The following is a 26,077-nucleotide window of genomic DNA, read 5'->3' as shown; positions in this document are numbered from 1 at the left end:
GAGAGAAAAGGCTTTTTTCTTGCTAGGGATATACAGACAAAAAGGGAGGAGAATTTCGATGAAAAAACTATTTACATCTGAGTCCGTAACGGAAGGACATCCAGACAAAATGTGCGACCAGATTTCGGACGCAATCCTGGATGCAATCATGGAGAAAGATCCATATGGCAGGGTAGCCTGCGAGACCACGACAACCACCGGTTATGCCATGGTAATGGGTGAAATCAGCACAAACTGTTACATAGACATACCGAAGATTGTCAGAGGCGTAATCAAGGATATCGGTTATGACAGAGCCAAGTACGGTTTTGATGGAAGCACTTGCGCGGTATTGACGGCCATAGATGAGCAGTCCGGCGATATCGCCATGGGCGTTGACAAAGCCCTTGAATATAAGGAAGGAACTTTGGACGACCAGATTGACACTATCGGCGCGGGAGATCAGGGAATCATGTTCGGTTATGCCTGTGATGAGACGGCAGAATACATGCCGATGCCGATTGCCTTGGCACATAAGCTGGCGCTTCAGCTCACAAAGGTAAGAAAAGAAGGAAATTTAGATTATCTGAGACCTGATGGAAAGACGCAGGTAACGGTAGAATACGATGGAAATCAAGTTAAGCGAGTAGACACCGTTCTCATTTCCACACAGCATGACCCAGAGGCGACCCAGGAGCAGATCAGGGCAGACATGATTGAATATGTCATCAAGCCAATTATTCCGGCAGAACTGCTCGATGACGAGACAAAGTATTTCGTAAACCCAACGGGCAGATTTGTAATCGGTGGACCTCATGGAGACTCTGGACTGACAGGCCGTAAGATTATTGTAGACACTTACGGCGGCTATGCCCGCCATGGCGGCGGCGCCTTCTCGGGAAAAGACCCAACAAAGGTCGACCGCTCCGCGACTTATGCTGCAAGGTATGCGGCCAAGAATGTGGTTGCGGCAGGTCTCGCCGCAAAGTGTGAGATTCAGCTGGCTTATGCCATCGGCGTAGCAAAACCGGTATCCGTCATGGTGGACACCTTCGGTACTGGGAAACTGTCTGATGAGAAAATCGCAGAAATTGTCAACAAGCATTTTGACCTGCGACCAGCAGCCATTATCAGAGATCTCGATCTCCGAAGACCGCTCTACAGACAGACAGCTGCCTACGGACACTTCGGCAGAACCGATGTGGATCTTCCATGGGAGCATCTGGACAAGGTAGATGCGCTGAAATCATATCTGAAATAAAAGTTTTTAAGAAAATGAAAAAGATTCTTTCTTTTTCATTTTCTTTTCATTTTTCTCCTTTATATTAAAGCCATAAAAGAAAACGCGAACAATATTCAAAGGAGGATATATAAATGAAAGCGATAAAAAACAGATTAGGAAAAGTTTTGATTGTGGCTACGATTGCCGTATCTCTGCTGGCAACATCTTTTGCTTTTGCAGATACAAAAGCTGCGCCGAAAGTGACAGAAGGAACCACCATGACGGCCAAGGCTTCATCGGTGATCTCCTGGAGTAAGGCGATGAGCATTTTCCGAAAAGAACTGCCGTCAAAGGCTTCTATAAAATACTTGCACCTGACGAGAGACGATGGAATGAGAGTTTATAAAGGAAAAGCCACCAAGGGCAGCTATGTGTATTCTATCGAAATCAAAGCATATACTGGTGAAGTTCGGGATTATGATTGGGATTATGAAGGATCCAGATATTCGGCTTCCAGAGTAGGTGCTGTGAGCAAGAGCACGATTATATCCAAAATTAAGAAAAAAGTGCCAGGGGCAATGGTTGTATATGTAAAACTGGACAGAGATGACGGTAGATATGTCTACGAAGCGGAAGCCTACAAGGGCGGATACGAGTATGACTTTGAATATTCAAAGAGAGGGACCTTGCTGGAATATGAAAGAGATAAGGTATAACGAACACAAAATCTAACGAACTGTTTTGAATTCTGGTGCAATTGAAATAGAAGGAGTGTCGTAAGAGAATTGACGACCCAAACAAAATGCTGCATGGCAGAAATGCCTGCAGCATTTTTATGTTCAGCTAAATCAGATATAATCTTGAAAATCACCTTTGATTATGGGAACATTTATAAAATTTCATTTCCCCGTTTTTATTATATGAAGCATTAAGTTCAGTAACTTTTCCCTCAGCCCACCTTTGAATTTCTGTTTCTTCAAGCCAGGGGATTTGCTCGTCGTCAGCCTCAAAGAGAGAAATCATATAATATTGACAATTAATTTTCAACTTTTTTATGTAATATTCTAGCTTAGAGAAGTCAGAGCGAATATGATTGGCGCCAGAAGTGTAATCACTTTTATATTTAATTTCGATTATACAAACGACTTCTTTTACAAAATCCTTTAAATATTTTGCATCGCAGGCCTCATCGATTTCAACTATGGCAATGTCAGCGCGCCGTCCAGATCCTTGGAGTGGCCCATCTGTAAACTCGGTATAAATTCGCAAGTGGTTTTTAGTCAATAAAGGATCAAGTCGATTGCGAAGGTGATGGTATAAGGCGTTTTTCAGTGTGTCTTCTTTCAATAAGTAGTAATGATCATACTCAAATCTGATTTCATGCATCCAAAGGTCTTTGATTGCATGGTCTATTTCTTTGACTACATTATTTTTCATAGTTGACCTCCGTTTATATGTTATCAGTTGTATTAAACTTTACTGTGTTCATTGTAACTTGATTTTGATATAGTTGCAATAGGCTCCACCTATCAATTGGACAGAACCTCCAACTGATTCTATTGTTTTTTGTGTGCAATCAACAAAAACGTTGCAAGACATGCCCCTGTGTAATATAATGGTTCTAAACGATTAAAACGGCGTTGCCGCGAAAATAAATAGTATTGCGAAATAAGGAGGAATTTTCTGCATGGGAATCAAAGTAGCGAAGTTTGGCGGCTCTTCAGTCGCTGACGGAATTCAGTTAACAAAGACAAAACAGATTATCGAATCTGATCCTGAGAGAAGGTACATAGTGGTATCGGCACCAGGGAAAAGATTCGACGGAGATAACAAGATAACGGACCTTCTGTATCTGTGTAAGACCCATATGGAACACAATCTGCCTTATGACCAGGTTTTTCAGGTAGTGACAGACCGATTTATGGCTGTAGAACTGAACCTGGGTGTTGAAGTAGACTTGCAAGAGCATTTTGATAAAATAAAAGAAAACTTGAAAAAGGGCTGTTCGGCTGACTATATTGCCAGTCGTGGAGAATACCTGAACGCTGTGCTGATTGCAGCATTCCTCGGTTATGATTTTGTCGATACAGAAGGTTTGATCAAGTTTGACAACAAGGGCAGACTGATGCTGGAAGAGACAGACAAAGCACTGCGAGAGGAACTTTCAAAACATGAACGAGCAGTTCTTCCAGGATTTTATGGCACAAATGAAGAAGATGGAAAGGTGAGAACTTTTTCACGCGGGGGCTCTGATATTACAGGCTCCTTAGTCGCCAGAGCAGTGGGAGCAGACGTTTATGAGAATTGGACAGATGTTTCGGGATTTTTGATGGCAGATCCACGGATTGTTAAAAATGCGAGACCGATTCACAAAATCTCTTATAAGGAACTGAGAGAGCTTTCCTACATGGGTGCGTCAGTTCTCCACGAGGATGCCATTTATCCGGCTAGAATTGCAAATATTCCAATCAATATCAGAAATACCAACCTTCCGGAGGATCCGGGAACGATTATTACGGCAGAGCACGACGAAACCAGCACCAATGTTGTTACAGGCATTGCAGGAAGCAAAGACTTCCTCGTTATCGCCATTTATAAGAACATGATGAGCTCTGAGAGAGGATTTGTGAGAAGAATTCTCGCCATCTTGGAAGATTTTGATGTCAACTTTGAGCATCTGCCAAGTGGAATCGACACGGTTTCCGTCGTCATTTCCAGGAAGAGTGTGGACGGCAGGATGGATGAACTGCTGGAAGCCTTTGAGAAGCAGCTCAGCCCTGACAATATGGAAGTATTTGAGGACATCGCCCTCATCGCTACGGTGGGATGCGGTATGAGCAGAAGAAGCGGCGTATCGGCAACCCTGTTTACCGCATTAGCTGATGCAGATGTCAACATCAGAATGATTGACCAGGGTTCCAGCGAGATGAATATCATCGTCGGCGTGGAGAATAAAGACTTCGAGAAAGCGATCAAAGCGATCTACCAGGCATTTGAATAAAATAAGTGTATATAAAGTGTAAAAAATGGATTCTGCCAATTGACGGCGGAATCCATTTTTGTTTGTAAAAGAGGGCGTATCATGTTAAAATAAAGAGAATTCAATGAAATGTGGTGTTGTTATGGATAGAAAGTTAAAAAAGAAAAAGCTGATCGGCCTAGGGGCAGTATTAGCTATTTTTTGCGTGCTTTTCGTATACTGTGTTCATCCTGTATATGGGGATGAGGAACCCGAACAGAAAGTCGTCCGTGTCGGCTGTGTTGATATCGAACAATTTCTTCTGATGGATAAGAGCGGAAACGTTCACGGATATGGAGAAGAGTACCTCTCAGCCATCAGCAAATATACAAACTGGAAATACGAGTATGTGCAGGGAAGCTGGAAAGAATGCCTGCAGTGGCTGAAAGAAGGCAAGATAGACTTGCTCTTTCCGGCAGAGTACACAGAAGAGAGGGCGGAATCCTTTCTGTACAGCGACACACAGTGCTGCATCGACTTTGTCGCACTGCTCACCAGGCAGGACAATCAGGACCTGTATTACGGTGACTTTGAAAATTACGACGGCATAAAAGTTGGAATGATCATCAACAATCACCTCAACAGTATATTTAAGGAGACTGCTGTAGAAAAGGGGTTTTCCTATAGACCTGTTTATTATGAGAGTATGGGCGCCATGCAGACTGCATTGAAGAACAAGGAAATCGATGCGATTGTCAACGGGAACTTATCTATCCAAGAAGGACAGAAGCTGCTTCTGCGCACCAAATCTGTCCCTGCCTATTTTATCACTGCCAAGAGCAGCACAGAACTGATGAGCGAATTGAACCACGCTCTGGAAAAATTAGATATCGAGAATCCGTACTTTGTCTCGAATTTGACGGAGAAATATTATGGGGATTTTTCCAAGCACGCAAAGGGATTAACGAGGGAAGAAGCAAACTTTGCGAAAAACAGCGAGCCAATCAAAGTCGCCGTTGCGCCAGATACTTATCCCTATCAATGGTACGATGAGGAAGAAAAGAAGTTTAAAGGTGTCGACCTGGATGTATTGAACAGCATATCAGAAAACACCGGCTTAAAATTTGAATATGTAGAGACAAAAGATCGGAAGGAGTCGTGGACTTATCTGGAAGAGGGAAAGGTCGACATGATCGCGGGAATTTACAGCGATAACGCCCTTGAACGCAAATATAGATTAACCTTATCCAAAAGCTATGCGGACAAAGTGAATACAGCGGTAACGCGAAAGGGAAATGTCGTTTTTCCTACAGACAAATTGAAGGTGGCCATTCCAGAGTCCTTTCGGGGGCTGAGAACTTATATAGAAAATAATTATCCGGAATGGGTGATGGTAACGGCAAAAGATGAGGAAGCTTGTCTGCGTCTAGTCAGAGGGGGAAAGGCTGACATCACTTTTATCAATTCCCTGAGAATTCATTCTGACGTCAACTACAGCACATCGAATGATGTAGACGTCGTATCTTCCATTACGATGAATGTGCCGATATATATGGGAATTTCTGATGGACAATCACCTCTTTTAATATCTCTTCTCGATAAGGGAATTTCCATGATGGACTCTAATGATGTAGACGATTATAAGATTTTCAACTCTATCAGACAGAATCAGTATTCGCTTACCGACTTGATCAGAGCCAATCCCTTTGCAGCGGTAACAGCCGCCATCGTTATGATGACGTTGCTTTTTGCGGCAGTCTTTCTGACCTATAAGAATCGACAGAAGGCCGCCTATGCGAAGATTTTGGAATCGAACAATTGCCAGCTCCAAGAAGCGAATAACGCCAAATCTGAGTTTCTTCAGCGAGTCAGCCACGATATGCGTACCCCGATGAATGGTATCATCGGATTGACCACTTTGAGTCTGGAAAAGAACCACGTGCAAGGAGAACTGCGAGAAAATTTGGAGCAGATTCACAATTCCAGCATGTATCTGCTCAACTTAATTAACGATACGCTGGATATGAGCCAGATTGAAGAAAAGAAAATGAATCTGCAGGAAGATATTCTGTCGCTTGGCACCGTTGTTGATACAGTGGCTAGCCAGATCGGAGTGATGGCAAAGTCGAAGAAGCTGGATTTTGTCTGCACTACAGAAATTGAGAATGAATTCCTCTACGGAGACAAGATTCGCATCGAACAGATTTTGATCAATCTGTTGTCCAACGCTGTGAAGTTCACACCGGCAGGCGGTAAAGTGGCACTGCATGTTCGAAGCAGAAATGATGATAAAGAACGGAGGCAAGTGGAGTTTCTGATCACTGATACGGGTATTGGTATCGGCGAAGAATTTCTGAGCAAGATTTATGATCCTTTTGAACAAGAATATGGCAATATCGTAGACAAGATAGGCGGCACCGGCCTGGGAATGTCCATTGTCAAGAATTTAGTCGACATGATGGGCGGTACGATCGATATCAAAAGTGAAAAGGGCCGGGGAACCAGAATTTCTGTGATGCTCTCTTTTCGAATTGCAGAACAGAAAGTTTCAGCGACAGAAGCGTCTTCTCATAGCCGGGAGGCTGATTTTGATCGGCTGAAAGATAAACGAATTCTGCTGTGTGAGGACCATAAGATTAATCGTCAGATTGCGTGTAAGATTTTAGAGAATGCTGGCTGCCGGGTTGATACCGCTGAAGATGGAAAACTTTGTCTCGAGAAGTTTGCAGGTTCAGAAGAATTCTTCTACGATTGCATCTTGATGGATATCAGAATGCCTGTTATGGATGGTCTGACCGCAGCCAGAGAAATCAGAAGACTCGACCGCAGCGATGCGAAGACGGTATCGATTGTCGCCATGACGGCTAACGCCTTTGACGAGGATGTGAAGAAGTCGCTGGACGCAGGGATGAACGCACATATCAGCAAGCCGATTGATAAAGAGGTGCTCTACAGCGCAATTTTGAAAGACTATAACAGCGGAGAATAAAGTTTTCTGCTGTAACGAAAAAGAGCTGCCGCAATAACGGGAAATGACCGTTATTGCGGCAGCTCTTCTGCGTGTGCAAACAGAAAAAAAGTACAATCACCCTATTGACATCGCTTTCTCATGGTGCTAAAATAAGTCAATATTGATAATAATTAACGTTGTTAATAATTAAATGCGATAAAAATTAACGAATTGTATGAATTGACAGATAATACTGTTTTGAAAGGAGTACGAGGTGAAAGAAGAACAAAGGGAATTTTTTGATATCATGAGTTCCTTTAGGAAATTAAACATATCCACAATGCTGCCGGATATCAATCACGGGGATTTTGGCATTCTCAAGATGATCGACTACTGTCATGAGCACTGTGAAGGCCAGGGGGTGAAGGTGTCTAATATTGTAAGATGCAAGAATGTACCTGCGCCGGCAGTTTCCAGAAGCCTTCGTGCCTTGGAGCAGAAGGGATATATTATCAGATCTGTTGATCGGAATGATCGCCGCAATACCTATGTGGAATTGACAGACGCAGGGTACACGGTGCTCCGGGAGACAGAAGCAATCATGAATGATTTTGCTGATGCGGTCTTTGGCCAGATGGGGGATGAGAATACAAAGAAACTCAACGCCTTTTTGAGAGAATTTCTCGAAACTGCCGAAAAGGAGGTCGCACTTCGCAAATATAAGGGCAAGAAGGGAGAGACTGAGAATGAAGAGAATTTTTAAGAATCTGATTCCCTATTGGAAAACTATAATTTTGATCGTACTGCTTTTGATGGTGCAGGCCTATTGCGACCTGTCGCTGCCACAGTATACTTCAGATATTATAGACGTAGGAATTCAGAACGGGGGCGTAGAGCATATCACGCCAGAGAAAATTACGTCAAAAGAGTTCAGGGAAGCGCAGATTTTCATGAACGACGATGAGAAAGACCTCTGGCAGAGTGCCTACACAAAAGATGGTGATCTCTATCACCTGAACGTAACTGACGAAAAGAAACTGGACGATTTGGACGACAAGCTGTTGACTTCCATCGTCCTGACCTATCAGCTGGGCCATATGAGCGAAGCTGATTTTAAAGATACAGTAAAAGAAACCATGGAGAAAAACCCGCAGACTGCACCGATGGCAGAGCAGATTGATGATATGTCCATCAGTGATATTGAGAAGCTGATGCACACGGACATTGACAGCTTCAAGGCAGAGGATGAAGAGGGCAACATGGCCGTTTATGTAGACATGAGACCTTTGATGGAAGACATGATTGCAAGCGGTCAAATGGATAACTCCATGGTGAAAGAGTCCAGAAAGTCCATGGAGGATATGATTTCATCCACAGGCGCGGAAACGCTTCATTCCATGGGCGTGGCATATGCAGTTTCCTGTAATGAAGCCGCAGGACTGGATGTAGACGATATGCAGATGAGCTATCTCTGGTCAGAAGGTCTGAAGATGTTCATGATGGCACTGCTGATGCTGGCAGCTGCGGTTTTCGTATCCTTCCTGGCAGCCAGAGTCGGCGCCGGCGTAGGACGGGACGTGAGAGGAAAGGTATTCCACAATGTAGTCGGCTTTTCCAATGCCGAGATGGATCAGTTCTCAACAGCGTCTCTGATTACGAGAAGTACCAATGACGTACAACAGATTCAGATGGTTACGGCTATGATGCTCAGGATTGTGCTCTATGCGCCGATTATCGGTCTTGGCGGTGTGTATAAAGTCGCACAGACTGGTGCTAATATGGAGTGGATTATCGCCCTGGCGGTTCTTGTCATCATCGGTTTTGTTGGAATTTTGGTTTCCATCACCATGCCGAAGTTCAAGGTCATGCAGAAGTTGGTGGATGCATTGAACCTGGTCTCCAGAGAAATTCTGACGGGACTTTCTGTCATCCGCGCTTTCGGCCGTGAGCAGACAGAGGAGCAGCGCTTTGATGTGGCTAACCAGAACCTGAAGAAAACCCAGCTGTTTACCAACCGTGTCATGACTTTCATGATGCCGGGCATGATGATGATTATGAACTGCCTGGTTATCTTGATTATGTGGGTATCGGCACATAGAATTGATACAGGAGATTTGCAGGTAGGCGCTATGACAGCGTTCATCACTTATTCCATGCAGATTGTCATGGCATTCCTGATGCTGACGATGATGTCCATCATGCTGCCGAGAGCAGGTGTGGCTGCTGACCGTATCGACGAGGTCATCAGAACTCATTCCTCTATCGAAGATGCGGCTGAGCCAAAGCAGATTATAGAGCCAAAAGGGGTTTTGGAATTTGATAACGTATGTTTTAAATATCCCAATGCGAAAGAAGACGTACTGCACAATATCAGCTTCAGAGCAGAACCGGGGAAGGTGACAGCCATCATCGGAAGTACAGGAGCTGGCAAGAGCACTTTGGTCAACCTGATACCTAGATTCTTTGATGTCACTTCGGGTCAGATTACTTTGGACGGGGAAGATATCAGAGGCGTCGCTATGAAAGATCTGCGCCAGACCATCGGTTTTGTTCCGCAAAAAGGGGTTTTGTTCTCCGGAACTATCGCAAGTAACCTGCGTTTCGGCAACAGAGATGCCACAGATGAGCAGGTTAGAACTGCGGCGGAGATCGCCCAGGCGGATGACTTCATTGAAGAAAAAGATGAGAAATACGACAGCTATATTTCTCAAGGCGGAAGCAATGTGTCCGGCGGACAGAAACAGAGGCTTGCCATAGCCAGGGCAATTGCAAAGGATCCAAAGGTCTTTGTATTTGATGACAGTTTCTCTGCACTGGATATGAAGACGGATGCAAAGCTGAGAAAGGCGCTGGAGTCGAAGGTGTCAGGCGCTACGGAAATTATCGTTGCGCAGCGAATCAGCACCATTCTCCATGCAGATCAGATCTTAGTGCTGGATGATGGAGAAATCGTCGGCAAGGGCACTCACGAGGAACTCCTGACAGAATGTGACGTATACAGGCAGATTGCAAAATCGCAGCTCTCTGCCAAAGAACTTGGGATTGAAGAGGAGGTGAGCTAGGATGAATGAAGAGAGAGAACACGAATTTAAGATGCCAAAGAGGCGTCCGCGAGGACCGATGGGAGGTCCCGGCAGGGGCATGATGCCCGGTGAAAAGGCAAAGGACTTTAAAGGCTCTTTTAAAAAGCTTCTGGCTTACATTGGCAAATATAAGTTTGCAATTTTGGTTGTTGTCATCTTCGCGGCAGCCTCCACGGTATTCAACGTTATGGGACCGAAGGTCATGGGCCATGCGACCACAGAACTGGCCGAAGGTCTGATGAGAAAGATCGGAGGGACCGGAGGTATCAACTTTGATAAGATCGCTCAGATTCTGCTGCTCACCCTGGGGTTGTATGTGACCAGTGCAGTATTCACCTTTGTCCAGGGCTGGATTATGACCGGCGTAACGCAGAAAATTTGTTATCGCATGCGTAGGGAGATTTCAGAGAAGATCAACCGCATGCCTATGAAATATTTTGAGAGCAGAACCTATGGTGAAGTGCTTTCGAGAATTACCAACGACGTTGATACCCTGGGTCAGGGGCTCAATCAAAGTGTAACACAGATCATCACTTCGACAGCTACCATCATCGGTGTCATCGTCATGATGCTGACGATATCGCCGCTGATGACCTTGATTGCGCTAGTCATTCTGCCGGTTTCTGCAGTTTTGATGTCCATTGTCGTGAAATTCTCCCAGAAACACTTCCGCTCTCAGCAAAAATACCTGGGTGTCATCAACGGCCAGGTAGAGGAGACCTACGCGGGACACCTGGTCATCAAAGCTTTTAATAAAGAAGAGGAAACCATCGAAACTTTCAATGAAACCAACAAGACGCTGTACAACTCCGCATGGAAATCTCAGTTCTTGTCGGGAATGATGCAGCCGATCATGATGTTTGTCGGAAACCTGGGATATGCCGGTGTGGCTATCTCTGGCGGTATTCTCGCTATCAAAGGAACGATCGGTATCGGTGATATTCAGGCGTTCATACAGTATGTCAAGAACTTTACACAGCCGATTCAGCAGATTGCACAGGTCATCAATCAAGTGCAGTCCATGACGGCGGCGTCGGAGCGAGTATTCGAATTCCTGGCAGAAGAGGAAGAGGATCAGACTGTTGAAAACGCTGTGAAGCTGGAGAACCCGCAGGGAGCAGTCAAATTCGATCATGTCCGCTTTGGTTATGATCCGGAGCAGGTCATCATCAAAGACTTCAGCGCAGATGTAAAACCGGGACAGAAAATCGCTATTGTGGGACCGACCGGTGCAGGCAAGACTACCATCGTAAAGCTTCTGATGCGTTTCTATGATGTACAGAAGGGTTCTATCACCCTGGACGGCCACGATATCAGGAACTTCAACCGGCAGGAATTGCGAGACTACTTTGGCATGGTACTGCAGGATACCTGGCTGTTTAAAGGGAGCATCATGGAGAACATCCGCTACGGCAGACTGGATGCGACAGACGAAGAGGTCATGAAGGCGGCGGATGCTGCTTATGCGGATCACTTTATCAGGACGCTGCCGGGCGGCTACGATATGGAACTGAACGAAGATGCGTCCAATGTATCCCAGGGTCAGAAACAGCTTCTGACCATCGCCAGAGCGATTTTGGCGGATAACCGGGTGCTGATTCTCGACGAAGCGACGTCGTCGGTTGATACTCGTACAGAGGAGAGAATTCAAAAGGCTATGGATAATTTGATGGAAGGCAGAACCAGCTTTATCATCGCCCATAGATTATCGACGATTCGAAATGCGGATTTGATTCTGGTCATGAAGGACGGAGATATCATCGAACAGGGTAATCACGAAGAACTTCTGGCGCAGAATGGCTTCTACGCAGATCTGTACAATTCACAGTTTGAAGAGGCCGAAGAAGCGGTGTAAGATTTAGTTTGTATAATAGATAAGATAGGAGCGACTTCCCATGGGGAGCCGCTCCTATTTTTGTGGAATGCATTACTTTAATCCCAGACTGGTCAGTTTGTAGTTCAAAGCTTGTTTGGTCATTCCTAGCTTTTCGGCTGCCTGGGTTTTAGTGGTACAGGAAGCCAAAGTTTTTTGCAAAAGTTCCCGTTCAAAGGCTTCTAAATGTTCCTGATAAGTGATTGGCTGACTGCCCTGCTTGATGAGATAAGGGGGAAGATCTTCTGGTGTGATCAGAGAACTTTCTGCAATTGCAAATGCGCCTTCGATCATGTTGCGAAGTTCTCGCACGTTGCCCGGCCAGTGATGGTTTATAAACAGAAGCTTAGCCTCTGAAGTCAGCCCTTGTATGGATTTGCTGTATTTCTGATTGTAATAGTCGATGTAGTATTGTGTCAAAAACTCCACGTCACCAGAGCGATCTTTCAGCAGAGGAAGATGGAAGGCGATGACGTTGAGACGATAAAACAAATCACTGCGAAGGTGCCCCTTTTCTATGGCCTGAAAAGGCTCTTCATTGATGGCAGCTATGATTCTGGTATCCACCTGTAGCTGATCGTGGCCACCCAAATGGCGTACCGCTTTTTCCTCAATTGCTTTAAGAAGTTTCGCTTGCAGAGGAGGCTCTAGAGAATTGATTTCATCGAGAAATAGAGTACCTTTGTCGGCCAACTCAAATAGACCTTTTCTCGTCACGGCGCCTGTGTAGCTGCCTTTTTCTGTGCCGAACAAAGTGCTCTCCAGCAGATTTGCCGGGACGGCAGAACAATTTAAAGAAATAAAGGGCATAGAAGCTCTGCTGCTGGAGTAATGAAGAGCCTGGGCGATTAATTCTTTACCCGTTCCCGTACTGCCCTCGATGAGCACGGAGGAATCCATATCACGAACTTTCATGATTTTCAATTTTATTTTTTTCATGGCAGGATCAACGGTGATAATATCGTCTACAGTATAGTTTTCGGCACCCTTACTTCGATTGCTGGAGAAGTCCTGCACATTGATATACTCCTTGTGATAGTCAGAACCTATGAATTTTAACGCGACAGCGGCACCGATAAGCTTTTTCTTGTGAAAGAGAGGATAGACACTACTATATCCTCTTACAATATCACCCTTATAGGTAACGCCATTTTCTTCAAATTGGATGACGGGGCATCCTGTTTTGAGGACGCTGTAAATCTCGCTGTTTTCCTCGTTTGAGGTAGGAAAGATTTCAAACAGGTGCTTGCCGATGATCTCGTCGGCAGTGAAGCTGTAAGTATCTGGATTAATAATTTCTGAGTATCTGCAGATGCAATCAGTGTCAAAGATGGCAAATTCATCAAAAAAATTCTGTGCTTTAAAAACGGAAGCTGCTAATTCTTCGTACATTCTATATTCCTCCTTACGGGGTAAAGAAATTTAATACTATTGTAAAGCACATTTTTATAAAAGTAAACGAAAAAAGTCCAGTTCACCTGAAAAGAGTGAAAATTCTGTTTGGCACGAGAATTGCTAATATATATTACAACGATATCGTAAATCTTAATTGTCAAAATAGAAAGGTTGTATTATGGAATGGAAAGATGTGCCGAGAAGGACATATTACGAAAAATATGAAAGAGTTGAAGTAGAAAATCATTTCGAATGGTTTGAAGTGTATAGGCTGCCGGGCAATGTCTATGCCATTGCGGAGCCACAGCATTTTCAGGAGGTCAACCTGTATCTGATTACGGGCAGTGAAAAAGCAGTGTTGTTGGATACAGGTATGGGAATCCACCCTGTAAAGCCTTTAATTGAAGAACTTTACAGCGGGGAGGTCATGGCAATTAACAGCCATTTTCATTTTGACCATATTGGCAACAATCACGCATTTGAGCCGGTTTATAACTACGCAGATGAGTATGTGCGTCATATAGCGGAGACAGGCCTTCGCAGGGCAGATGTTGGTAATCAACTGGATGCGGATATGTTCAAAAAAGGATATCCAAAAGGTTTTAACCCTGACACTTTCAAAGTACCGCCGTTTAGATATATCACTGTTGAGGATGGTCAGATATTTAACCTGGGAGATAGGCGTTTAAAAGTGATCCATACTCCAGGACACAGTCATGACAGCATCATGCTGTATGACGAGACCAACCAGATCCTGTTTACGGGAGACACCTTTTATATGGGAGCACTTTATGCTCATTTTAACTGTGACCAGTTTGGACACTCCGACATCAAAGAATACTATACGACCATGGACAAACTGAGCAAAGAAATTCCAAAAAATGTGAAGCTGTACTGTTCACATAACGAGTTTGTGGTTCCTTCTACAAAGCTGAAGGAGACTGCCGTAGTTTTGAAAACCATTTTAGATGCTGATGTCAAAGAATCTGGTGACGTGAATAAGGGTCATCAGTACCTGGAAAAGGAAAACGCACTGGAGGAGTGCATGGGCGATGGATTTTCTGTGGTATACACTGTGGAAAAGAACTGTTAACATGGAGAGGAGAAGAAGTATGAAAGAGAAGAAAAGGTTTCACGTACCAGAAGTACTTATATTATTGTTAGGAATTATATTTGTCTGTTCCATCTTATCCTACATCATTCCGGCAGGCACTTATGATATGATCCAACTGGAGAATGGAAAAGAAATCATCAACTCAACGACATACCATAAAATTGAGCAGACTCCAGTGACTTTGATGCAGTTTCTGACTGCAGTACCGAGGGGCATGCAGAGCAGCGCCGCGATTATATTTTTGATTTTTATCGTCGGTGGAAGTTTTAACGTATTGAATTCAACCGGCGCGGTGGAAGCAGGATTAGGGCGTCTGACAAAATTTGCAGCGAATAAAGAGCTGCTGCTGATCCCTATCATTATGGTTACATTTTCCTTGGGATCAGCATTTATAGGGATGGCGGAAGAACTATTACTCTTCGTGCCAATCATGGTGGGTCTTGCCAAAGCATTGAAGTTTGACTCCATCATAGGAATGGCTATGGTTATGTCGGCTTGCGGTGCGGGTTTTGCCGGTGCAGTGACAAATCCCTTCACAGTCTGCGTGGCGCAGGGCATCGCAGATGTTCCGTTGTTCTCTGGCTCTGCATACAGAATGGCGGTCTTTGTCATCATGGTAGGCATTACGGTGGTATGTACCATGAGATATGCGTGTAAAATCAAGAAAAATCCGCAGCTTTCACCGATGTATGAGCTGGATGCCAATGAAATGGAGGATGTCAACCTGGAAGAGCTTAGACATTTTGGCAGCAAAGAAAAGGTCATTCTTCTTGCTTTCTTTGTGTCGCTTGTCCTTTTGGTAGTTGGTGTTACGAAGTGGGAATGGTATCTGGAGGAAATCTCGGGATTGTTCCTGGGGATGGGAATGGCTGTTGCAGCCATTGACAGAATGGGCTTCAACAGATACGCGAAGGAGATGGGAAAAGGAATGGCTGATATCGCGGCAGGTGCATTAGTAGTTGGATTTGCCAGTGGTGTTATGATTGTGCTTCAAGACGGAAATATTATGCATACGATTTTATTTTACGTCTCCGGTGCGTTGCAGCATCTGCCGGCGACTGTCAGTGCTGTCTGCATGTTCTTGTTCCAAACTTGTCTCAACTTCCTGATTCCTTCGGGAAGTGGTCAGGCAGCTGTATCAATTCCAATTATGGCCCCTCTCGGCGATATGATCGGTGTCTCCAGACAGACGGCGGTGCTGGCGTACCAGATGGGTGACGGATTGTCCAACATGATTATCCCGACAGGAGGGATTTTGATGGCAGCCTTGTCCTTGGCAAAAATCCCATATGAAAAGTGGGCAAAGTGGATGCTTCCGATTTTTCTTCTCCAGGTGGCTGCAGGTGTAATCGTCATGATTGTTGCGCAGCTGATCAATTATGGCGCATAAAGAAAGGAAAGAGATGATGTGGTCAAAAGAAATTCACGATAAATTATTGACAGAAATTCTGCCGGCGCTTGAAAAAGAGTGTTATGAAATGAATGATGATATTGCAAGAAATCCAGAACTGGGTTCAGAAGAATACGAAACATCGAGAAAAATTGTGGAGTTGCTAAGAAGCCACGGCTTGCAAGTGGAGTATCCTTTTGCCGGAGTGGAAACGGCCTTTAAAGCAATCATTAATCCTGGTGGCAGCAAGAAAGCGGCATTCCTGGCGGAGTACGATGCTCTGCCAGAGATCGGTCACGGATGTGGTCACTGCGCCTCGGGTATGGCTAGCGTCATGGCGATTCTGGCTGTCAACGAGATCAAAGCTTCTATCGGAGATGTGCAGATAGATATCATCGGAACGCCTGATGAAGAATGGGGTGGAGGGAAAGTACAGCTGCAGCGTAAGGGTGCCTTTGACGATTACGATTTTGCTGCCATGGTGCATATGATGAACTCTAACCTGGCAAAGATGAACTTTTATGCGTTAGACGGTATGAAGTTTGTTTTTAAAGGTTCTCCGGCTCATGCGGCAGCATGCCCTGAAAAGGGGAGGAACGCACTCAATGCTGTCAGACTGCTCTTTGATAGTACGGATATGATGCGCCAACACGTCGTGAAAGAGGCCATTATTTCCGGGTATATTTCTGACGGCGGAACAGCCAGCAATATTGTCCCTGCTGATGCCAGTGCAAATTTCATAACGAGGGCGCCGAGAAGAAAACAGTTGGATGAGATTACGAAGTGGGTGAAGGATTGCGCCAAAGCTGCAGCCATGGCAACACGAACAGAGTTGGAAATCCTGTCTGACGGAGAGGATTATGATGACTACTTCGTAGGTCCGCTGAAAGAGCAGCTTTTGGCAGACTGTTTCCACAGCATTGGTCTAGATATAGCAGAGGGAGAAAAACCGGCAAATGGCTCATCTGACATCGGCAATGTGGCTAGCTCCTGTGTGGCTTTTCATCCGACCATGAGCATTGGACAGGACTTGGAAGTTCATACCTATGAATTCGCAGAAGCTATGACAGATCCGAAAACACATGAGGCCATCCGCAAGAGTGCTGAATATTTGCTGGAATTAACCTATAAGTTGTTTACAGATGATGATTTACTAGCTAGAATTAAGGCAGAACATTTTCAGTTGTAGAGCTACTGCAGTGAATGGAAAATCATAAAAATATCTAAACTCTAAATATTTTTGATGCCATGCGCATTGTTATAAGAAGATAGGAAGAAGGGGCTGTGAAATTGCATACTACATAACCAAATGGCTGGACAGGAAGAAATAGCAGCAGTCAGCCAAATAAAAAACACGGAGTAGCCGCTCCGTGTTTTTGGGTGATGTCATGCATTGAACTTTTGCTCCGCGTTGTTCAAGCTAACTTTACTTTAGTACGGTCATAAGGGGAAATCAATGGCTATTTTCCTGTTTTTGTTACTGTTTGATTTCCACCTTTACTGGCGAATCGGGCCTCCACTGACGGTTATAATAAGGTACAATCCAAGCTTCTTCTTCGGGATAATCTTCGAAGTAAATGTTGCCCAGGGAATCCCACAGGTTGATGTCGTATTTCTTCCCGTTGCTGTCACAGATATGACTGATCCAGTCCTCTGCTGGCACTGCGGTGTTGTCAAACTTGATCTTCCAGCGGTTTTCCTTCTGCTTGGTCGAGAGGATTTTTATTCCGTAGGGCAGTTTCTCCGACTTGCCAGTTCGTAGATTTACGTGATATCTGTAGTGCCCTTTATCGAGCCAGTGGGCGCCGGTGACGACGATGGTCAGCTTCTCTGCCTTATGGAAATAGGTGCTGTCGCAGTAATAGGAATTCATCTCCATGGACTCCGTACTGCCTGTAGCCTTAGTTCCATTGGAGGCAGGTTTGAACTCTTTGTTGTCATCCGCTAAAATGTAGAGATCTAAATCTGCCAGCCAGGCAGTATTGGACTGGTCGGTTTTGATGTCGATGCGCATATGCGTCGGATAGATTTCTATCTCGGTAAAGGTGACATTTTGACCGTCTAGCACAACCGTTTCGTTGACAGGAATCCTTTTGCCGGCGGCGATAAAGTCCGGATCAAAACTGAGTGGTAAGGAAAATGTTGCAATATAGGTATTTGGATTTTCGGTAATCTCAGGAAAATCCGGATCCTCTAAGGTGACTTCCTCGCCGGAATATTCGTCGTAAATCTGTAAGACCATCTCCATAGACTCTGGAACATCTTCATTCACAAAATCGACAGTCATACTCTGCAGCTCTCCATTTTCAGCGTCCCAGTCATTGAGCGAATAGGAGCAGGCGAGGAAGCCGCCATCAGCCTTTGTGATCTTTGGATCTATGGCCAGATGACTGTAGTTTTCTGAATCGACCCGAAAGAAGATATTGACCTGCTTCTGGTCGACAATCAGATAATCCACTGAAACAGTAATACCGTTTTTGCTCTCTTTTAAATTGATCGGCTGCACATACTCGTTGTCTACCGCATCGGTGAGGGAGTTGGAGAAGGTCACAGCTTTGGCCAGGTCTTTCAGAAAAGGAATCCTGGAGCAGGCATCTGCGATTGGAGCGCTGAGGTTGACTGCCAGCACGAAGGTCAGACATAGGATGGCAAAACTGGTCAGCGGCTTTACTATCCAGTTCCTCTTTTTTCGCTTTGCTGCAGCTCTCTGCACAGTATCGTCCAAGGCTGGGGCTGGCTGTTCTAATTCCCGCAGCAGCTTTACGTATTCTTCTCTGCGATTCATTCTGCTACCTCCTCTTCTAATTCCAATCTGAGCAGCGACAATGCGCGGCGCTGACGGCTGGCTGCCGTTCCCTGAGGGATCTTCAAAATCGATGCAGTCTCCACCAAGGTATAGCCTGAAAAATATCTTAAAATAATGACTTCCTTCAGTTCCTTCGGCAGTTTCGCGATGGCTTCTTTCAGCGGCAGACCATCAAAATCTTCCTCCGCGGTTTCAGGAAGCTCTTCAAAGCTGCTGCGGCGCTTTTGCCGCTTCAATTCCTTATAACATTCGTTGATCAAAATTCTGATCATCCAGGTGTCAAAGTATTCTGGCTGCCGCAGTTTCCTCAGTGAACAAAGCGCTTTGTATACGGACTCATCTACGGCGTCGACTGCCAGAGTTTCGTTACCGAGATACAAAAGAGCCGTTCGATATAGTTTGTACTTGATTTCTTCTATGTGAAGAGCAAATTCTTCCTTTGTCATATGCGCCTCCTTTTCGTCTACTTATCTATTAGATACCGGTGACGGCGGTTTTTATTTTTGATTTCTAAAATATTTTAACATAATTTCCATTCACTTTAGGCGCATTTTGATATATAATATTCATAAGGGGGAAGGTCAGAGAAAAAATAGAAAGGGTGTTTTTATGAAGAAGCTAGTTACAATAAGCAGAGAGTATGGCAGTGGCGGAAGAATCGTCGGACGCCTCATTGCCGAGAAACTGGGTGTTCCATTTTATGATAAAGAAATAATCGATATGGCCGTAGAGAAGAGCGGGCTGTCTAGAGAAATCGTAGAGACGGCGGAGCTGCGAGCAAAGAGCAGTTTCTCCTACAGTCTGTCTTCGGCTATGAATTTTGGTGAAGGCATGATGAGCGAACCGGTTTCGGTCAACGAGAAATTGTTTATTACCCAGTTTGATGTCATCAACCAGATTGGAGATACGGGAGAAGGGGTTATCGTCGGCAGATGTGCGGATTATATCCTCAAGGATATGCCGGGTGTCACCAATATTTTCATTTATGCAGAACTGGAGGACCGCATCAAACGCTGTATAGACACTTATGGCATTCCGGAGGAAAAGGCAAAAGAAACCGTATTGACCTATGACAAGGCGAGGGCAAATTATTACAACTATCACACTTGCCAAAAATGGGGTCATTTTTCAAATTATAACCTGGCGATTAACAGCAGCTACATATCAGAAGAACAGGCTGCAAATTTAATTGTAGAGTATATCAATACCAGGTCATATAAATAAAACGTTTTGCGATTACAAAGGAGGAAGTGGAAATGGGAAAATGTAAAGATAACAAATTACAGCCGAACAAGGCGGACAAAGGCAGAAACCAGGGGCCTTCAACTGCAGCAAAAGCGGCATTGGCCATTTTGGGTGTTGGCTTTGTTGCCGGAACGACCCTTGTCATCGGCATGGATAGAATTATGAAGAAAATCTTTGTCAACGAAGACTGGCCAGACGAAGAATGGTCAACTGACGATTGGGCAGAAGAAGATTTAGACTATTAAGAGTTAATAATGACAACGGCAGGTATTCCTGCCGTTTTGTCGTTTTTGCCTGATTGAGAGAAGCAGCGCCTCGTGCGATTGGACTCAATTGAACAAATTCCCCGAAATAAATTACCGATTTCACATTTTTGATTCGAATAGGTATTTTTTGTGCTAGATTAATACAAGAATGCCGTCGTTATCATCCTGAATTGAGAAAGTGGGGAAGAAGTAATGGATAAATTAAGAAAAAATATGAGTGCCAAAGTGAAGCGCCCATGGCGCATGCAGAAGGGAAAGGCGGCGCAGAAATTGCTGGTTATGACCCTTTCCTTGTGTATGATTGTCACCTTGATTCCTGCGGTGGGGTTTGCTGCAGAGAATGTAACCTCTGGCAACGTTCAGACTCCTGCAGGTTATACTACTGATGGCAATGGCCTCATGGCGTATAAAAATAGTTCAAACGCCATTGACGTAAAAGGTTTTTACAAGGACGATTGGATCCAGACGACATATAGCAGCCGCGGATATGAAGTTGAAAGTATACCAGAGGGCAATGTCACCGCAGAGGCGTCCTTTATCAACGACGGGCGTTATGTGAAACTTTCCTATACTGTAACAGCGAAGGACTCTGGGATTACAGATGGGAAACTGGCTGTACATGCAGATGTACAGATTGGCAATAATGATGGAGCTGCTGTGGAGGCCATACAGGATGCCGATGAAAAGGTCATCGGCCTGAAAATGGTGGATGATAATGCGAATGGAAGCAATTCGACATATAATGCCCAGTTCAATCTGTACTTTGCCAATGCAGGGGGCGTTACCCCGGTGGATACCTATTGGTTTGGCAACTATTCTGACAGAAGCGGGAACTGTTTTAATCAGCTAACTGAAGAGACTAAGAGCAGCAGCGGCACCTACAGCAAAACCGGCGATATTTTTACTAAACTCTCTGGAACAGACAGCGGCATGGCCTTTTCCTGGCAGAATATCAATCTAAACGCAGGAGAGAGCAAAACCTATTCTGTTATTTTGGGCGTAGGGGAAAAGTCAGACCCACCTGCGTGGGAGACAGACGATGGTGATGTTTCTCCGATCAGTCTGACCCTTGCGGCCGATCAACAAGACCTCAGCGTCAATGTGGCGGCAAAGATCACCCATGCTGACGGAGTGACAGCAAGCCTTTATTATGACGTCAGCGGCGGCGAGGCCGTCAAACTGGGGGATTTTATCCCTGGAAAAGAAAAGGATTCTATCAGCGAAGTGCTGGATCTTTCCAATCTTGCGGCTGGCAGTTACGACCTTCATTTCTGGGTTGTCAATTCCAGCGGGGCAGCGTCCTCGGCAGTGACAAAGACGATCACTATTAATGAGAAGGGGGAAATCTCCGGCGGACTAGATAGCGATGTTCCGCCTGCGGGTGAGACACCACAAGAAAAATTGGATAAATTATTTGGTCAAGGCAACGTGACCTTTGACGATGTGAATCATACAATTGTCGTCAATAAAGACATGGAGCTGGACGATACCGTTACGATAGACGAGACTTTGACAGGTGAGAAGGAGGTTGTCATTGATCTGAATACAAAGAACATCACTATGAAACCTGGCAGCGGTGCAGGAAAAGACACGATTGCTGTGAACGGCGGAATGAAAGTAACCATTACTGGCGGCGGCAGCATTAACGGCGGAAATGGCACAGGCAATGGCGCTGGCGGCAACGCGCTCAGTGGCAGCGGCAGCGTTGTTGTTGCAGATGGAGCAATCCTCGTCGGAGGAAATGGTGCAGGTAATAGCGCTGGCGGAAGCGGCGCGAACATGAGTGGAAACGGCAATATCAGCATCACCAATGGCGGAAAAATAGTCGGCGGCAGCGGAACAGCTGCCGGCAGCGACGGTGGGACTGGCGCAAAAGTAGAAAGCGGAACTATCAATGTAGAAACCGGTGGCATTATCATCGGGGGCAACGGCGGCAACGGAGACAAGACCTCTGCAGGCGGTAACGGCGGCGCTGGCATTTCTACAGACAGCGGCAGTACGACGGTCAATGGCACTGTTACCGGGGGCAACGGCGGAAATGGCACAGGTGATAAAAATGGCGGTAACGGTGGCGTCGGTGCAAATCAAAGCGGGACAATCGACGGCAATGGAACCATTATCGGTGGTAACGGAGGTAATATTGTAGACGGCGGAAGCGGAGAGCCAGGAGAAGGCGGCGCTGCAATCAGCGGCGGAGGCACTTTTGACAGCGGAACCAAATTATCCGGATTTGGCGGTATCAATGCCAAGGTTGAGAGTCAGCAAGGTGCACCCGAGGTAACGGTTCCAGAAGAAAATCTGATTGACGGCGCAGTAACCGAAAGCGAAAGAATGGATAGCACCATTACTAAAATAGACGTAACTCTATCGGTTGAAGAAAAATCGGATTCGGCTGATAAGAACCTGGTTGATTCGAAGCTTACTGCGAGCCAAAAAATCGGTATTTATTTGAATATCCAATTGAAAAAAACAATAACTAAAAATACGGATAGTCCGACAACGGAAACGGTGACTGATGCAGCAAAACCGATCGCCATAACGCTGACGATTCCGCAAACCATGCGGAATGGAAGCGATTACAAAGTTATCAGAGTACATGACAATGCCGCTGAAATCATTGCGTCGAAGCACGATTCATCGGCACATACGTTGACCTTTAATACAGATAAGTTTTCTACCTATGCAATTGCCTATGAACCAAAGGACACGCCGAGTGATGTGCCGCCGTACAGACCGGGAGTGAAAAATCCCGTAACCAGTGATGGGGAGAAGACGACGCTGCATCAGGACAGCACCATCAAAGACGGCGTAGAATCCGTTTTCATCAGTGACGGCGACGCAGATAGACTGATTGCTGCCATAGAAAAGAGTAAGAGTGATCATGTGGTGATTGACGCACAACCGAAGAGCACTGCGTCAAAGGCTGATACTGCGGAGATTTCTCTGCCAGTCAAAGTGGCAGACGCAATGATGGAGGCGGGCACAAGCGGGCTTACCTATCAGACCAGGGACTTTATCATTACTTTTGATAAGAAAGCCATTAGGACCATCAAAGAACAAGCAAAGGGTGAGACGATTCTTCTGACTGCAAAAAAGGATTTTGCAGGAACGTCGGGTGTAAAAGTTTCGAAAAAAAATGGCGAAGCTTTTATCGTAAAAATCAAAATGAACAGCGGCAAAGCAGCTATCAACTATTTTGATGGAGGACAGGTGGAAGTCAGCGTAAGGATGCAGACAGAAGCTGCTGCAGAGTACGTATATGACAGCGGCAAGATTGCAGCAATTGAGAGTGAAATAAAAGATGGCTGGCTGAGCTACAACACCGACCGTTTTGATAACCTCCCATACTGGGGAGCCAAAGCCAAGGCAGGCGTGCAGAAGATAAAGATAGTCAGTCTGAGAAACAAGGCGAAAAAGGGTTCCATCACTTTGACTTGGAAGAAGTCCCGCTCTGTATACAAAGTGGACGGCTACCAGGTATGGCGTTCGACCAAGAAGAACAGCGGATATAAACTGATGAAAACCACCAAGTCGCGGACTTACAAGAACACGAAAGCACTGAAAAAGGGCGTCCGTTATTATTACAAAGTCAGAGGCTGCAGGTGTATAGATGGAAAGAAAATCTATACCAAATGGTCAGCAAAGATAGATAGAACGGCAAAATAAGGGAAGACCAGAATATTAATCAATAAGAAAGCGGCGCGTCATAATGTTCACGTTATGACGCGCCGCTTTTGTATTTTTGACTACGACGAGAGGAAGCAAATTTCGGTTTGCAGTAAAGCAGCTTCAGATCAAGCAGAGTGCCCTTTTTCGGCTTCGGAATCGGGAATATAGCATAGAATGTCGCTGACATCACAGTGTAGAAACATACAGAGATCATTGATGGTCATAGTGCTGAGGGGCTCATCATGGCGCAGACGGTTGATGGTAGAACTGCTAACCCCGTGCTTATTAATCAGTGCATAGGTGCTGATGCTTTTTTTCTTAAGTGTTTCCCAAAATGGCTTATAAGTGATCATGCGGCCTCCAGTCTCTTCTTCCTTATAGAAAAGTATATTTTGGATTCGTCTCCTTGACTATAGTCGATAAAACGACTATAATGTAGAGAAGAGATGACTGAAAATTATGATAGGAAAGCAGTTTATTTACCCTTTAGCTAGTATCCTGTGATAAAGAAAAACAGCATCTTCCTTAGTTTATGTACTTCAATTTTGATGTACAAATTCTAAAAGTTTATAACAAATAAGAAAGGAATGAGGGGATGAAAACAAAAATGAAAAAAACCGCTGTTGTGTTGATGTCGTTGATCATGGTCATGTGTTACATGCCGATGATGGCATTTGCGGGAAGTACGCCAGATTGTGATGGCGGTGAGAATTGTAGCCATGCAGCTGCAATTACAGCGGAAGGCGTGACCACGCATTATGACACACTGGCAGAAGCTATTGCTGCCGTACCTGGTAGTGAAGCATCGCCAACGACTATTACTTTAATCAATGATGCAGAAGGCGGCGTGAAAATCGGTTCTAACGGCGCACAGAATATCATATTGGACTTAAATGAAAAGACGTATGATGTTAAACAAGGCGTTGGTTCTACGGGAACTGAAACCAATGGTATGCAGCTATTACATGGCAGCACTGTTGTCATAAAAAATGGAGAAGTTAAGAGTAGCGTGCCAATTAATTACATGTTGAAAAACTATGCAGATTTATCTGTTGAAAATGTTACTTTTGATAGGTCAAACGTGAAGTTAGTTCTCATTGAAAATACTGGAATAGTAACTGTAAACGAAGGTACTGAGTTTATTAACACAGGAAACCAGTATGACATATCCACAGGAAATTACCCAACTTATCCCGATGATAATATTGTAACTTCAATTAAAGGTGGAAAGATTGGAAAGGTAGCTATGGAGACAGAGGCATGGTTATCAAACGGTCAAGAAGATCAGGGAAGTCAAAAGGTGACTACCACAATCTCAGGAGGCGTAATTGATGAAGTAACCTTATGGGACAATCCTGCGGCAGACGACAATCTTGTATGGACTCTGAATATCACTGGCGGTGTTATTGGTGCAATGCCAGCAAAGACTGATATTCCAGAGACGGGAACGGTTTTAATCACTGGTGGTATATTCTCTTCAAATCCAACAGATTATGTTCCAACTGAGGGATTCGAAAAGTACCTAAAAGGAAATGAATACATTGTATTAACAGAAGGTACACCTGCTCCAGCACATTCTGCTAACATGAATACATGGACTAAGAATGCTGAGGGCATTTATGTTGAGTCATATGTTCCACCATATGTACCAACACCGACTCCGACTCCAACACCGGATGACAACGTAACCAGCAACCCTGGGGACAAGACAACGACTGCCGATGTTGAAACCTCAACAGGTACAGACGGCAAAGCGACTGCCACGGTGGACAAGACAACAGCTGACAAGATTGTTGACAAAGCCGTTGAGAACAAGTCTGAAGAAGTCATCATCGATGCGACAACAAAGGGAGATGCCAAGGCAGCAGAAGTAAAGCTTCCAGCTGAGACGGTCAAGGCCCTGGTAGAGAAGACCGATGCAGACGTGGTCATCAAGACAGACGCTGCGGAAGTGGTACTGGATCAGAAGGCGGCAGAAGCAGTGGCAGAAAAGGCCACCACAGGCACTGTATCCATCGTCGTTGAGAAAGTAAAAGAAGACGACAGCCAGGTACAGGTTGAGCTGAAGATCGTCACTGAGAATGGAAACGTCACCGACTTCAAGGGCGGCAATGCGAAAGTCACAG

At 45.0% G+C, this 26,077-nt stretch carries 19 protein-coding genes; 14 read left to right on the top strand and 5 right to left on the bottom strand.

The annotated features are described in order from the left end of the window. Positions 1-58: 58 nt before the first annotated feature. A complete protein-coding gene (metK, locus tag ACMQ5W_RS19075) occupies positions 59-1,240 on the top strand; it encodes a methionine adenosyltransferase (RefSeq protein ID WP_148492709.1) in 1,182 nt (393 codons plus the stop codon). Between the two features lie 113 nt (positions 1,241-1,353). Beyond that, positions 1,354-1,917 (top strand): PepSY domain-containing protein, encoded by a 564-nt coding sequence (locus ACMQ5W_RS19070; RefSeq protein ID WP_419026586.1) that lies wholly within the window; start codon positions 1,354-1,356, stop codon positions 1,915-1,917. A gap of 151 nt (positions 1,918-2,068) precedes the next feature. On the opposite strand, the gene ACMQ5W_RS19065 is transcribed toward ACMQ5W_RS19070, so the two are convergent. Continuing rightward, positions 2,069-2,638 carry a hypothetical protein gene (locus tag ACMQ5W_RS19065; RefSeq protein WP_419026585.1) on the bottom strand — a complete coding sequence of 190 codons (570 nt, stop codon included), beginning with the start codon at positions 2,636-2,638 and terminating at the stop codon, positions 2,069-2,071. A 250-nt stretch (positions 2,639-2,888) separates the two neighbouring features. Between ACMQ5W_RS19065 and ACMQ5W_RS19060 the strand changes: the two genes are divergently transcribed. From ACMQ5W_RS19060 to ACMQ5W_RS19040, 5 genes are all read left to right on the top strand, one after another. Then, the gene (locus ACMQ5W_RS19060) at positions 2,889-4,202 is read left to right on the top strand and encodes an aspartate kinase (RefSeq protein ID WP_148492705.1); all 1,314 of its coding nucleotides are present in this window, start codon (positions 2,889-2,891) and stop codon (positions 4,200-4,202) included. A gap of 121 nt (positions 4,203-4,323) precedes the next feature. After that, positions 4,324-7,149: a transporter substrate-binding domain-containing protein gene (locus tag ACMQ5W_RS19055; RefSeq protein WP_419026583.1), complete on the top strand. Its 2,826-nt coding sequence runs from the start codon at positions 4,324-4,326 to the stop codon at positions 7,147-7,149. A 235-nt stretch (positions 7,150-7,384) separates the two neighbouring features. Next, the gene (locus ACMQ5W_RS19050; protein ID WP_148492703.1) at positions 7,385-7,873 is read left to right on the top strand and encodes a MarR family winged helix-turn-helix transcriptional regulator; all 489 of its coding nucleotides are present in this window, start codon (positions 7,385-7,387) and stop codon (positions 7,871-7,873) included. Then, the gene (locus tag ACMQ5W_RS19045; protein ID WP_419026581.1) at positions 7,857-10,172 is read left to right on the top strand and encodes an ABC transporter ATP-binding protein; all 2,316 of its coding nucleotides are present in this window, start codon (positions 7,857-7,859) and stop codon (positions 10,170-10,172) included. The genes ACMQ5W_RS19050 and ACMQ5W_RS19045 overlap by 17 nt, the downstream gene beginning before the upstream one ends. Position 10,173: 1 nt before the next feature. After that, positions 10,174-12,048: an ABC transporter ATP-binding protein gene (locus tag ACMQ5W_RS19040; RefSeq protein WP_419026580.1), complete on the top strand. Its 1,875-nt coding sequence runs from the start codon at positions 10,174-10,176 to the stop codon at positions 12,046-12,048. Positions 12,049-12,120: 72 nt separating this feature from the next. Here the strand turns inward: ACMQ5W_RS19040 and ACMQ5W_RS19035 are convergent, their stop codons facing one another. After that, positions 12,121-13,458 carry a sigma-54 interaction domain-containing protein gene (locus ACMQ5W_RS19035; RefSeq protein WP_419026579.1) on the bottom strand — a complete coding sequence of 446 codons (1,338 nt, stop codon included), beginning with the start codon at positions 13,456-13,458 and terminating at the stop codon, positions 12,121-12,123. A gap of 181 nt (positions 13,459-13,639) precedes the next feature. On the opposite strand from ACMQ5W_RS19035, the gene ACMQ5W_RS19030 reads away from it, so the two are divergent. From ACMQ5W_RS19030 to ACMQ5W_RS19020, 3 genes are read left to right on the top strand one after another with little or no spacing between them, the layout of a single operon-like run. Continuing rightward, on the top strand, positions 13,640-14,554 hold the full coding sequence (locus ACMQ5W_RS19030; protein ID WP_419026578.1) for an MBL fold metallo-hydrolase: 915 nt from the start codon (positions 13,640-13,642) through the stop codon (positions 14,552-14,554). 19 nt (positions 14,555-14,573) lie between these two features. Next, entirely contained in the window at positions 14,574-15,965 is a 1,392-nt protein-coding gene (locus ACMQ5W_RS19025) for a YfcC family protein (protein WP_419026577.1), read from the top strand. After that, a complete protein-coding gene (locus ACMQ5W_RS19020) occupies positions 15,955-17,154 on the top strand; it encodes an amidohydrolase (RefSeq protein WP_419026576.1) in 1,200 nt (399 codons plus the stop codon). The genes ACMQ5W_RS19025 and ACMQ5W_RS19020 overlap by 11 nt, the downstream gene beginning before the upstream one ends. 288 nt (positions 17,155-17,442) lie before the next feature. Here ACMQ5W_RS19020 and ACMQ5W_RS19015 read toward each other — a convergent pair whose 3' ends face one another. After that, on the bottom strand, positions 17,443-18,750 hold the full coding sequence (locus ACMQ5W_RS19015; protein WP_419026575.1) for a DUF4179 domain-containing protein: 1,308 nt from the start codon (positions 18,748-18,750) through the stop codon (positions 17,443-17,445). After that, positions 18,747-19,217 carry a sigma-70 family RNA polymerase sigma factor gene (locus ACMQ5W_RS19010; RefSeq protein ID WP_419026573.1) on the bottom strand — a complete coding sequence of 157 codons (471 nt, stop codon included), beginning with the start codon at positions 19,215-19,217 and terminating at the stop codon, positions 18,747-18,749. Before ACMQ5W_RS19010 ends, ACMQ5W_RS19015 begins: the two co-directional genes overlap by 4 nt. 163 nt (positions 19,218-19,380) lie before the next feature. Here ACMQ5W_RS19010 and ACMQ5W_RS19005 point away from each other — a divergent pair, with 163 nt between their 5' ends. From ACMQ5W_RS19005 to ACMQ5W_RS18995, 3 genes are all read left to right on the top strand, one after another. Next, positions 19,381-19,995: an AAA family ATPase gene (locus ACMQ5W_RS19005; RefSeq protein WP_148492698.1), complete on the top strand. Its 615-nt coding sequence runs from the start codon at positions 19,381-19,383 to the stop codon at positions 19,993-19,995. Positions 19,996-20,027: 32 nt separating this feature from the next. Then, entirely contained in the window at positions 20,028-20,261 is a 234-nt protein-coding gene (locus ACMQ5W_RS19000) for a hypothetical protein (RefSeq protein WP_067535861.1), read from the top strand. Between the two features lie 213 nt (positions 20,262-20,474). Then, entirely contained in the window at positions 20,475-23,948 is a 3,474-nt protein-coding gene (locus ACMQ5W_RS18995; RefSeq protein WP_419026570.1) for a hypothetical protein, read from the top strand. A 128-nt stretch (positions 23,949-24,076) separates the two neighbouring features. On the opposite strand, the gene ACMQ5W_RS18990 is transcribed toward ACMQ5W_RS18995, so the two are convergent. Next, positions 24,077-24,304, bottom strand: coding sequence for a helix-turn-helix domain-containing protein (locus tag ACMQ5W_RS18990; RefSeq protein WP_419026568.1), 228 nt, complete (start codon positions 24,302-24,304; stop codon positions 24,077-24,079). 242 nt (positions 24,305-24,546) lie between these two features. Here ACMQ5W_RS18990 and ACMQ5W_RS18985 point away from each other — a divergent pair. Further along, positions 24,547-26,077, top strand: a 1,531-nt coding sequence (locus tag ACMQ5W_RS18985; protein WP_419026566.1) for a hypothetical protein, incomplete at its 3' end; no start/stop codon positions are given.

It is taken from the genome of Emergencia sp. (genome assembly GCF_048465375.1).
In the GTDB taxonomy this organism is placed as follows: domain Bacteria; phylum Bacillota; class Clostridia; order Peptostreptococcales; family Anaerovoracaceae; genus Senimuribacter.
The sequence above is the reverse complement of the archived record's forward strand: the minus strand, read 5'-3'. Positions and strand labels throughout refer to the sequence as shown.